This window comes from Algoriphagus sp. CAU 1675 (genome assembly GCF_029222925.1).
Lineage (GTDB): Bacteria > Bacteroidota > Bacteroidia > Cytophagales > Cyclobacteriaceae > Algoriphagus.
This window is the reverse complement of sequence record NZ_JARHUI010000001.1, coordinates 911,081-921,663: the sequence shown is the minus strand read 5'-3', so window position 1 is coordinate 921,663 and position 10,583 is coordinate 911,081. Positions and strand designations below refer to the sequence as shown.

The window sequence follows — 10,583 nt, the reverse complement described above, 5'->3', positions numbered from 1 at the left end:
CCAGGATCAAACTCTCCATTGTAAATTATCGTTCGTTATTTCGCCCCTAACCAGACTCGCGTCCAATTAAAGGCACCTTCTCTCTCAGGTTATTTTTTCGCCTTACATCACTTCAAAGAACTTTTCTCTTGACTTTTCAAGAGTCTGTGAGGATTGCTTTCCTCAAAAGCGAGTGCAAATATCGGGATTTAATTTTTGATTCAAAACCCGGAAAGACATTTTTTTTCAAAATCTTTTTTCGCCTCTCTTTTTGTCAATTGCTAATGAGACTTTCTCTCATTTGGGAGTGCAAACATAGGCTAGATATGCGGTTTACGCAAGAGTTTTTCAGACAAAAATTCTCAAGAATTATCAAAAAAATCACAGCCTCTTCAAAATCAGGCTTTTGGTTTTTTATAAAGAGGAACTGTACTGCACGGCTCCCCATACATTAAGGATTTTGCCACCTCAATTACCTTTGCGATCAATCTGCCATAGGCAAATAATGGAACAGGAAAATCACTGCAACCTTTAATCACAACAGGCCTATCTCTAAAATCCTCAAGATCCAATGAAGCAATACATTTTTCTGCGATTAACGCTTCCAACTCTTCTTTTCCTCCAATCACAAAGCCCTTGGCCACTGGCTCCAAATAAATAGCCACTAGCAAATAAGCCCAATTGGGAACAATTGCATCTGCCGAACAACTGATGGCTACCCACTTATCTTTATAAGCATCCCAGTTCAAGGATTTCAGTTCTGCCCTAAAGTCTTTCTCCTTTAAAACCAAACCTTGAAACAAAAAAGGCTCAAGATCAAAAACCACTCGCTCCTCCTGAGGGTAGATTTTTTCGAGGTCCAAGGACACAATCGAACTTTGTGCTACTCTATTGACAATTTCACTCATGGCAATAATGGGTTTTTCTTTGACTGAAGCGCTTTGAACTCCTTTAAATAATTTGGGACGAAATAAGCCAAATCCTCAAATTCGGATTTTTGGTATTTTTCATACGCCAGTTGACCAACCGATTCGGCAGAAAGCTCAATATGGGGAAAATATGCATTTTCATGTTTTATGACTTCTTTCACTTTTGAATTTGCATCCCCGACAAAAAACACAGGACCTTTTTCCAAATACTCTGAAAAGGAATCTGCATCAATTATCTCAGACTCCAATCCCCGAAGAAGCTTCAAATCTCCATCGAATACCTCGCTGTAAACCTCCATCCTTCTGGCATCAAGCATCGCGACCAACTCACCTCCACTCACATTTTTCAGCCCCATCAAAGCCAAAGCCTGAAGAGTATCTACACCAATAAGTGGAATACCCAATGCAAATGCCAACCCTTTTGCAGTAGAAACCCCAATTCTCAAACCAGTATAAGATCCCGGCCCCTTTGAAACTGCCACTGCATTTAAACCTGAAGAAGAAATCCCCGCATCATTCAAGACACCTTCAATGAGAGCAAGCAATTTTTCAGAATGCGCACCCTTTTCATCAATCTCCCGAATAGACTTCAGCTGAGAATTTTCATGCACAGCAACCGAACATTTGTCAGTTGAAGTTTCAATCGACAAAATGTAAACCATGACTTATTTTACTGACGCTGTTAAAACCTCTTGCAATTTAGCCGGCTGACTCAGGTAGGAAATAGCTTCCTGCACAGCCTTATCCTCTTTCAGGCCAGCCTCAATCATTCCCTCTTGGAAATAATATCTTGACACAATTTCTTCTGAAATGATTTTCTTGATCTCTTCTTTATGAGTCACCAAGTCTTGCTCCTTACTATGCATGACTCTTTTTTCAATTTCTTCAATCTGCCCTTTGATCTCCTCGTAATAAGGAGCCTTCTCAGCATTCTTCTTCATGTCCTCCACAGATTTTTCCAGATAGGTCACGTAATCGTATTCCTTACCCTCCAACCAGGTCACGAATTCTGAATAATCCTGATCGGAAATCTCAAACTCTGAAGGAGAAACTATAGACTTATGCTTATAGAAATATTCTGTAGCAAAATCAAAGACATGATTTCTAGCCACCAAGCTGTATGAAATCGGAGCATAGGACACAGAGCTTACCGTTTGATCCGGCTCAATCCCCGCACCGTCAAGTACAGTTCTTCCATTTTTGGTTGTAAACTCCTTTCTGAGAGAATCCGGCACAACTGTTATCTCTCCATTTTCTCTGCTTTGGGTATAATCAATTGCCTGAATACAACGTCCACTTGGAATGTAATACTTCGCAGTAGTTACTTTCATTTGTGAGTTGTACGTCAAAGGAACAGTGGTCTGCACCAAGCCTTTACCAAAAGACCTTCTTCCAATCAACACCGCGCGGTCATAATCCTGCAAGGCACCGGCAACAATTTCAGCAGCCGAAGCACTTCTTTCATTGATCAGGACAACCAATGGCAAATCCTTTGCGATCGGGGTTTTGGTGGTTTTATAGGTGTAATTCACACTTTCAAGCTTCCCGATGGTCTTCACTACCTCTCTTCCCTTAGGAATAAAGAGATTGACAATTTCGACCGCTTCATTCAACAAACCTCCTGGGTTATCTCTGAGATCCAAAACTAAACGACTTACTCCCTGATTCTTCAAATCAACCAAAGCCGACCTGACTTCATTGGAGGCATTTGTAGTGAAATCCCCAAGTTTGATGTAACCGGTCTGCTCATCCACCTTTCCATAGAAAGGGACATTTTTGAGGGAAATTTTCTTTCTGACCAAGTTAAAAACCAAGGTATCCTGATCTCGCTTGACCTTCACATTCACCTGAGTATTGGCTGGGCCTTTCAACAACTCTGAAACCTCTGAAGTGGATTTCTTCACTACATCCACGGTATCTACCATCAAAATCTGATCGGCAATTTTCAACCCTGCATTTTGTGCCGGGAATCCAGTGTAAGGCATAATGATGATGTTGCCCACTTCACGGTTGCCAATCAAGGCTCCGATTCCAGCATATTCACCGGTCGTCAACATCCTGAAATCATCCGTCTCCTCTTCCGGAATATATTCAGTGTAGGGGTCCAGTTCCTCCAACATCGCATTAATTCCTACTGCCACCAGTTCATCCGGATCAATTTCATCCACATAATAGGAGTCAAGCTCTCTGACCAGGGTAGCAAAAATGTCGATATTCTTTGCTAGCGCAAAAAGCCTGTCATTCTTGATTGTAAATGCAAAAAAGCCAGTAAGCAGGAAGGTCCCAGCTAAAACCAGCAAAAGGGACTTATTGAAATTTCTTTTCATCATTCTTCTATTTTTCCCGGGATCAACTCCTGAATCTTGCTAAGGGATTGTTTGATCTTCGCCTCGATCTCCTGATAAGACAGAGGACCTGAAGCCACGTAAATCAAACCAATTAAAACCCCTTGGTCAAGTCCGGAAAGTAAATGTTTGTTAAGCCTATAGGCCTCCCTCATCCGCCTCTTAATCAGATTCCGGACAACAGCCTTTTTATTTTTCTTCTTGGAAACAGAAAAAAGGACCTGAAGAGTTTCTTCCCCAGCAGGATTTTGAATCAGGTACTGGATTTTGAAGGGGTATAAAAAAAAAGAGGAACCTTCGTTAAAAAGTTCCTTGATTAATTTTTCGGAGTGAAGACGCTCACTTTTTGGAAGTCTGTAATTCATCACAAGGAGTCGAATCGCATGTGAACATACGAAAACTACCTCAAAGAATTACTTCTTCAGGGTCTTTTCGGAGGAAACAGTTAATTTTTTTCTTCCTTTTGCTCTTCTGGCCTTTAGTACTCTTCTACCATTAGCAGAGGACATTCTTTCTCTAAAGCCATGCTTGTTTTTTCTTTTTCTGCGAGAAGGCTGAAATGTTCTTTTCATGATCGAATATCTTTATCTGATTGCTTTCTTAAATTGCTCCTTTGGACTTACCCTCCAAAAAGGACTGCAAAGATATGCAGCCTTTTTTGAAATACAAACAAGGCATTTACATTTGTTGAAAGTCAACCCATTAAAATGATCAACTTTACAATAGAATGTGCCAATCCAGCTTCCCAGATTATTGAAATCCGGGTAAAAATACCCGTCACCTTTCCTTCGAAAATCAAAATGCAGCTGCCTGCCTGGAGAGCAGGAAGGTATCAGTTGGCAAATTTCGCTCAATTTATTCGGAATCTCACTGTCCTAGACCAAAAAGGAAAAGAACAGGCCCACCGGAAAATCAGTAAAGATTGCTGGGCATTCGAAGCCAAAACTGAAGGGACTTATGAAGTTGCTTACGAATTTTATGCGGGGAAAATGGATGCAGGGTCCTCTTGGGTGGATGAACAGCAAGTTTATCTTAACCTGGTAAATTGCTGCTTAGAAATTTCCGGAACCCAACCATACTCCTATGGTTTGAATTTGAGTCTTCGCGGATACTCTGATTTAGTCTGTACGCTCCCCAAAACCGGTAAAAATAACTTTGAGGCAAAAAACTTCCAGGAACTGGCAGATTCCACTGTCCTAGCAGCAAAAAAACTGACCCATTGGAAATACAAGGTTGGGGAAATTCAATTCCATTGCTGGATTCACGGGCAAATTACCTTTGATAAAAACCTATTTCTGGAAAGACTGAAAACTGTATCAGAAATCCAGATACGGGACTTTGGTGAATTCCCGGAGAAAGAATATCATTTTATCTTTCAGCTCCTTCCCTATCCTCATTACCATGGAGTCGAACATAAAAAGGGAACCGTGATCACCTTTGGTCCGGCGGAAAGTCTCAAAGAAGAAAAACAAATGGCTGAGCTAATGGGAGTAAGTTCACATGAACTTTACCATGCCTGGAATGTCTGCCGCATCCGGCCCAAAGAATTGCTGCCTTACGATTTCTCAAGGGAAAATTATACCGAGTCTGGCTGGGTTCTCGAAGGGATCACCACTTATATGGGTGACCTCTATCTGCTGAAGTCAGGTTTTTTTGACCTCAAAGACTATCTAAAGGAACTTGAAAAAACCATTAACAAAGTTTCTGAAAACTTCGGGTGGAAAAACCAAAGTATCCTAGACTCGAGTTTTGACTTGTGGCTTGACGGATATCAAGTAGGGATACCAGACCGAAAGGTTAATATTTATGCAAATGGATCTTTGATCGCCTTAGCCTTGGATTTATTGCTGTTGAAAAATGGCTCCTCCCTACCTGAAGTCATGAAAATGGCCTGGACCCGCTTCGGCTTACCTGGAAAAGGTTATTCAAATCTAAGCTTTTGGAAACTGCTGCGGCAAAAAGGAGATTCCGAGGAACTTGACTCATTTTACACCCGCTTTATTTCCGGAAAAGAAAATATTCTGGAGTTTTTGGAAGAACATCTTCACCTCCTTGGAATTTCTCTGGAAAAACACCCAAGCAACAATCCTCTTATCAAGGAAGCCGGGATTTTAGTAGAGAAAAACAAGGTTCGAAAAATCCATCCAGACAGTCCGGCCTACTCTAAAGTAATGGTAGGGGATGAAATCCAATCTGTAACCTCCAATGAAAATGTTCAACTGGAAATTCAACGTATCAATGGCTCCCAGTATAGTTTTAGCTTTCCTGTACAAGACTCAAACTATTTTCCGCACTTTCATTTAAAAACTAGAAAGACCACAGTCCAAAGAGAAAAGTGGATGAAATAAAAAAAGCGGGAATTAACTCCCGCTTTTTAATCTTTATTGAAAATCCCCCTCAGTCAATGGAGGATTAATCTCAAGTGATATGACTTTTGCCTCTAAAGGCATTGGAACCATCGCCAATTTGATAGTCTGTGACATAGGAATCAACACCCCATTTTTCCTCTGATAATCCAAGAAATAAGTATCTCCTGCTACGGCATTTTCATTTTTCACCTTTAAGCCTGAATCCACTGCATAATAATTAACAGAGGTAGCTCCCTGCGGACTACTGAACATTACTTTATAGGCAACGGTACCATCCACATCCTGAACGCCGTCCAGCTTGGCAGTGTAGCCCTTTTCAAAAACATAAAGTTCGGGAATGAAGAAAGAAGAGAACAACTGTCCATCAACTTGCTCAGAAGTCATTTCAATAGTTTGTCCCTGAGCACTTGCAGTACCTTTCCCATCTTTCAAAACAGCTGTTTGCATAACCATACCTGAAACGCTGGTCGATTGCGAATACCGCATTTCCGGATCATTATAAGTCATACTAATACCCAATTTCTGACCGCCAATTTCGGCTTCCAATTTCATTTTGACAGCCTGAATAGCTCTGGCATTTTCTTCTCCACCTATTGCTTTGATATAGTTTTCCACTACCTTCTCAGCCGTCATGCTTTCATCTTCCATGGTAATTTCCTTCGCCGGAAATCCCATATTGTCATACATCGTCACTTCCCCGAACTGTTCTAGTTTCTCCTTGATTTCAGCTCCATTACCTACAGTCGTGATGATAAATTTATCCGGCTCGATCAATCGCTTTGCTGTGGCATTGATATCCTCCACGGTGTAGGAGTTCAGTTTCTGAAGATAGGTAGCATAATAATCCTTGGGAAGATTATAGCGATCGATATTTAGGGCAAAACTGGCAACAGTACTCGGTTGCTCGAGGGACCTTCCAAAACTTCCGGAAAGTTCAGCCTTTGCCTTGTCCAATTCCTCCTGAGTGACTCCATTTTCAACCAAATTATTGATTTCATAGATGAATTCGTAAACAGCAGAATCCGTCACTTCGGTCCTAACGGAAGCTGTAGCAGAAATTGCAGCCACCAACTTATCAGAACCGATAGACGAGTAGGCTCCATAAGTATATCCTTTATCTTCCCTCAAATTCATAAACAATCGGGATGCTGACCCTCCACCCAAAATCTGATTGAGCAATCGGCTGGAAATGTAATCTGGATCGCCAATTTTCATTTGTACAGGTTGAGTCACATTGATCACAGACTGAACCGAGGAACTTCTATCCACCAAGGCAACTGCTCTTTTTGAAGCTCTCTCTGGAACAGGGTAGGTAAACTTAGGAACCTCAGCACCTTGCCATTTGCCAAAATACTCGTTAACCACTTTTTCAGCCTCAGCTTTTGACATATCTCCTACAATCGCCAAATAGGCAATATTCGGTTTGAAATAAGTCTGGTAGTATTTTTTGATGTCCTCAACCGTGATGTTGTTGATGCTTGCTTCAGTTTCTATTTCGCCATAAGGATGATTTTTTCCATACAAAACTGCAGCAGCAAGCCTGGATGAAATCGCCTGAGGATTGTCTTTACTTTGAGCCAAACCTGTCAAGGATTGCTTTTTTAACTTGTCCAATTCTTCCTGAGGAAAAGTTGGGTTATACAGGACATCAGCCATCAACTCCAAAACTTTATCCTGATGCTTTTTTAAAGAAGATGCAAAAAGAGAAGTAGAGGAAGCGCTCAAGCTGGCTCCGATGAAGTCAATCTCTTGATCCAACTGATCTTTGGTACGATTGGCTGTCCCACCCATCATCATTTCTCCAACAAAGCCAGTCATACCAGCTTTATCGCCCTCTAAAATTGGGTCACGCTCCAATACCAAAGTGAAAGCCACGCGGGGTAGCTTGGTATTATTGACCACAAAAACCTTGAGCCCATTTGCCAAGGTAAAGGTCTCAGCTTCTTTGATTTTAATCTCCGGGGCAGGCCCGGATGCAGGCAGCTTGCTTCTGTCCACTTGGGCAAAAAGTCCAACTGTCACTAAAAGCGTCAAAACAAATGATATTGCTAATTTTTTCATGTCATTAAATCCTTTAGGTAAAACAATTATTCAGTCGCTGATTGAGCTGATTTTGGCAAATAATACAACACCACCCGACCATTCAGGTCCAGATATTCCTTCGCCACCCGCTGAATATCTTCTTTGGTGACTTTTGAATAATAGTCCATTACCTGGTTAATATACTGGGTATCACCATAGATCACTTTGGCTTCTGCCAAGTTTTCCGCTATGCCCGCAATGGTTGAGTTTCCACTGACAATAGCATTCTCCATTTGATTCTTCAGCTTTGCAAACTCCTCGTCGGAGATTCCCTGATCCTGAACCTGTTTAATCAATTTATCCACTTCCGTTTCCAGATCCTTCGGCTCCACACCCATATTCGTAATCCCATACATGATGAAAATTCCGCCATCTTCCAATTCCAAAGGGATCGCAGCTATAACCAAGGCCTTTTGCTGCTTATCCACCAACTCTTTGGTCATCAAAGAGGAATTTCCGCCGGTTAGGTAGGTTGACAGCATGGATAGAGCATAGCTGTCGGGATGATTTCTAGGTGGAAGGTTATAAGCTTGGATCACCGCAGGAATCTGAATATTGTCATAAATGACGTCCCGGATCTCCGCCACCTTCTTAGGTTCTATTACATTCGGTCTGTATATCTCTTTACTTCCTTTCGGAATTTCCGTGAAATATTTTCTCACCAAACTCTCGGTAGTGGCATAGTCAATATCTCCGGCAATAGTTAGGGTAGCATTATTAGGAACATAAAAGTCCTTGTAGAATTGTTGAAACTCCTCAATTGTTGCGGCATTCAGGTGATCCATGGAGCCGATAGGTGCCCAACGATAAGGATGCTCAGAATAAGCCCTCACCAATGTTTCTGGCAAAATCGTCCCGTAAGGCTGATTTTCATAGCGCTGCCTTCTTTCCTCTTTTACCACTTCACGCTGCGTTTCCACTCCGGTAATATCAACTTTGGAATGAAGCATTCGCTCACTTTCCATGTATAGCGCCAGCTCCAGTTCATTGGATGGAAGCAGCTCGTAATAGTAGGTGATATCATTGGAAGTGTAGGCATTGAGAGTTCCTCCGCGACTTTGGATGATGTTCATATATTGTCCACGCTCAATATTCTCAGAACCTTCAAACATCAGGTGCTCAAAAAAATGAGCAAATCCAGTACGTTCCGGGTTTTCATTTTTTGACCCTACATGGTAGAGGACTGAAGTTACCACAATGGGAGTGCTATTGTCCTGATGCATGATTACATGCAGACCATTGTCCAGAGTGAATTCCTTGAATTCAATGTTTTTCTGAGCCAACACAGGGGTATTCAATACCCCGACAAGAAGGCCTAAAGCAATTAGTTTTCTCATGTCAAAAATTTAGAATTTAATTTCTTTTATACTTTAATACTCAAAAGCCTAGTATTTGGTTTTTTGTTCAAAATCGAACAATACAGCCAAAAATCAGCATTTTCGAGATGAAAATGCCATTTGAGATCTTAATTAATCTAAAAGAGCCGAATAAAAAATCACGGCAGGATTTTTTGATTTAGGATAAAGCTCTGCAAAGTCAATACTCATACTTATCCCCCCACTTACTTTTCAAATACCTTCTCAATTCAGCCTCCCGGGCATTTTCTCCCGGATCGTAAAACTTTGTGTTTTTGATCTCATCCGGCAAAAATTCCTGTCGCACAAAGTTTCCAGGAAAGTCATGGGAATATTTATAAGCCTTGCCATAATTCAAGTCCTTCATCAGCTTGGTAGGTGCGTTTCTCAGATGAAGTGGAACAGAGAGATCTCCTGTCTGCTTGACCATGGACTGAGCCTGGTTGATTGCCATATACGCCGCGTTGCTTTTTGGAGAACTTGCCAAATACGTGACGCACTGGGACAATATGATCCTCGCCTCGGGATAACCAATGATTTTTACCGCCTCAAAACAATTAGTTGCCAATAAAAGCGCATTCGGATTGGCATTACCAATATCTTCAGAAGCCAAAATCACCAGTCTCCGAGCAATGAACTTCACATCCTCTCCTCCTTCGATCATTCTTGCCAGCCAATAAACTGCAGCATTGGGATCAGATCCGCGGATGGATTTGATAAAAGCAGAAATTATATCGTAGTGTTGCTCACCAGACTTGTCATAGAGTGCAACTTTCTGCTGGGCAATCTGCATTACTTTCTCATCGGTGATCACGCAGGGATTTTCATTGATGCCATCGATTACGATTTCTAGGAGATTTAGAAGCTTTCTCCCATCTCCACCTGAAATCCTCAACAATGCATCAATTTCCTTGATCTCAACTTTGATTTTTTTCAAATCCACATCTTTCTCCAAGGCTTGGTTCACCATGGCCTCCAACTCAGGTTTCCCTAGTGAATTCAAAGTGAAAACCTGACAACGGGAAAGCAAGGCCGCGTTCACCTCAAAAGAAGGATTCTCTGTCGTGGCACCGATCAAGCGAATTATTCCCTTTTCCACCGCTCCCAAAAGCGCATCTTGTTGGGATTTATTAAAGCGGTGAATCTCATCTATAAACAACACCACTCCCATTTGGAACTTTGCCTTTTCGATTACTTCCCGGATATCCTTCACTCCGGAACTGATGGCACTTAAGGTATAGAAAGGGGCCTTGATCTCATTGGCAATGATGTTGGCGATGGTGGTCTTACCCACTCCGGGAGGTCCCCATAGGATCAGGGAGGGAACATTGCCGGATTTGATCGCCTTATACAAAAATGAATTGGGAGAGGATAAATGCTCCTGACCGATCAGATCTTCCAATCGGGTTGGACGCATTCGTTCAGCTAATGGAGTGGGATTCATGATACAGGGCTGATTGAGTAAACAAGATACAACAGAAAAGAAAAAGGCCTGGTAGGGCCTTTGTATATTGTCATAAATTG

At 41.7% G+C, this 10,583-nt stretch carries 9 protein-coding genes; 1 reads left to right on the top strand and 8 read right to left on the bottom strand.

Translation table 11 applies throughout. From position 1 onward, the window contains the following. Positions 1-377 precede the first annotated feature (377 nt). From P2G54_RS04025 to rpmH, 5 genes are read right to left on the bottom strand one after another with little or no spacing between them, the layout of a single operon-like run. A complete protein-coding gene (locus P2G54_RS04025; protein WP_275868415.1) occupies positions 378-887 on the bottom strand; it encodes a DUF2480 family protein in 510 nt (169 codons plus the stop codon). Then, entirely contained in the window at positions 884-1,570 is a 687-nt protein-coding gene (gene tsaB, locus P2G54_RS04020; protein ID WP_275868413.1) for a tRNA (adenosine(37)-N6)-threonylcarbamoyltransferase complex dimerization subunit type 1 TsaB, read from the bottom strand. Before tsaB ends, P2G54_RS04025 begins: the two co-directional genes overlap by 4 nt. A gap of 3 nt (positions 1,571-1,573) precedes the next feature. After that, entirely contained in the window at positions 1,574-3,235 is a 1,662-nt protein-coding gene (locus P2G54_RS04015; protein ID WP_275868411.1) for a S41 family peptidase, read from the bottom strand. After that, positions 3,235-3,618 (bottom strand): ribonuclease P protein component, encoded by a 384-nt coding sequence (gene rnpA / locus P2G54_RS04010; protein ID WP_275868409.1) that lies wholly within the window; start codon positions 3,616-3,618, stop codon positions 3,235-3,237. Before rnpA ends, P2G54_RS04015 begins: the two co-directional genes overlap by 1 nt. A 48-nt stretch (positions 3,619-3,666) precedes the next feature. Beyond that, complete coding sequence (rpmH, locus tag P2G54_RS04005) at positions 3,667-3,825, bottom strand: 50S ribosomal protein L34 (protein WP_275868407.1); 159 nt, start codon at positions 3,823-3,825, stop codon at positions 3,667-3,669. A gap of 135 nt (positions 3,826-3,960) precedes the next feature. Here rpmH and P2G54_RS04000 point away from each other — a divergent pair, with 135 nt between their 5' ends. Beyond that, entirely contained in the window at positions 3,961-5,601 is a 1,641-nt protein-coding gene (locus tag P2G54_RS04000) for a M61 family peptidase (RefSeq protein ID WP_275868405.1), read from the top strand. Positions 5,602-5,634: 33 nt separating this feature from the next. On the opposite strand, the gene P2G54_RS03995 is transcribed toward P2G54_RS04000, so the two are convergent. From P2G54_RS03995 to P2G54_RS03985, 3 genes are all read right to left on the bottom strand, one after another. Then, positions 5,635-7,683 carry a pitrilysin family protein gene (locus tag P2G54_RS03995; RefSeq protein WP_275868403.1) on the bottom strand — a complete coding sequence of 683 codons (2,049 nt, stop codon included), beginning with the start codon at positions 7,681-7,683 and terminating at the stop codon, positions 5,635-5,637. A gap of 26 nt (positions 7,684-7,709) precedes the next feature. Further along, the gene (locus P2G54_RS03990) at positions 7,710-9,041 is read right to left on the bottom strand and encodes a pitrilysin family protein (protein WP_275868401.1); all 1,332 of its coding nucleotides are present in this window, start codon (positions 9,039-9,041) and stop codon (positions 7,710-7,712) included. A gap of 199 nt (positions 9,042-9,240) precedes the next feature. Next, positions 9,241-10,503, bottom strand: coding sequence for a replication-associated recombination protein A (locus P2G54_RS03985; protein WP_275868398.1), 1,263 nt, complete (start codon positions 10,501-10,503; stop codon positions 9,241-9,243). Between the last annotated feature and the right edge of the window lie 80 nt (positions 10,504-10,583).

Excerpts from the sequence above, each read along its gene's own strand:
- P2G54_RS04025 (WP_275868415.1), bottom strand. The coding sequence starts at position 887 with ATGAGTGAAATTGTCAATAGAGTAGCACAAAGTTCGATTGTGTCCTTG.
- tsaB (WP_275868413.1), bottom strand. The coding sequence starts at position 1,570 with ATGGTTTACATTTTGTCGATTGAAACTTCAACTGACAAATGTTCGGTT.
- P2G54_RS04015 (WP_275868411.1), bottom strand. The coding sequence starts at position 3,235 with ATGAAAAGAAATTTCAATAAGTCCCTTTTGCTGGTTTTAGCTGGGACC.
- rnpA (WP_275868409.1), bottom strand. The coding sequence starts at position 3,618 with ATGAATTACAGACTTCCAAAAAGTGAGCGTCTTCACTCCGAAAAATTA.
- rpmH (WP_275868407.1), bottom strand. The coding sequence starts at position 3,825 with ATGAAAAGAACATTTCAGCCTTCTCGCAGAAAAAGAAAAAACAAGCAT.
- P2G54_RS04000 (WP_275868405.1), top strand. The coding sequence starts at position 3,961 with ATGATCAACTTTACAATAGAATGTGCCAATCCAGCTTCCCAGATTATT.
- P2G54_RS03995 (WP_275868403.1), bottom strand. The coding sequence starts at position 7,683 with ATGAAAAAATTAGCAATATCATTTGTTTTGACGCTTTTAGTGACAGTT.
- P2G54_RS03990 (WP_275868401.1), bottom strand. The coding sequence starts at position 9,041 with ATGAGAAAACTAATTGCTTTAGGCCTTCTTGTCGGGGTATTGAATACC.
- P2G54_RS03985 (WP_275868398.1), bottom strand. The coding sequence starts at position 10,503 with ATGAATCCCACTCCATTAGCTGAACGAATGCGTCCAACCCGATTGGAA.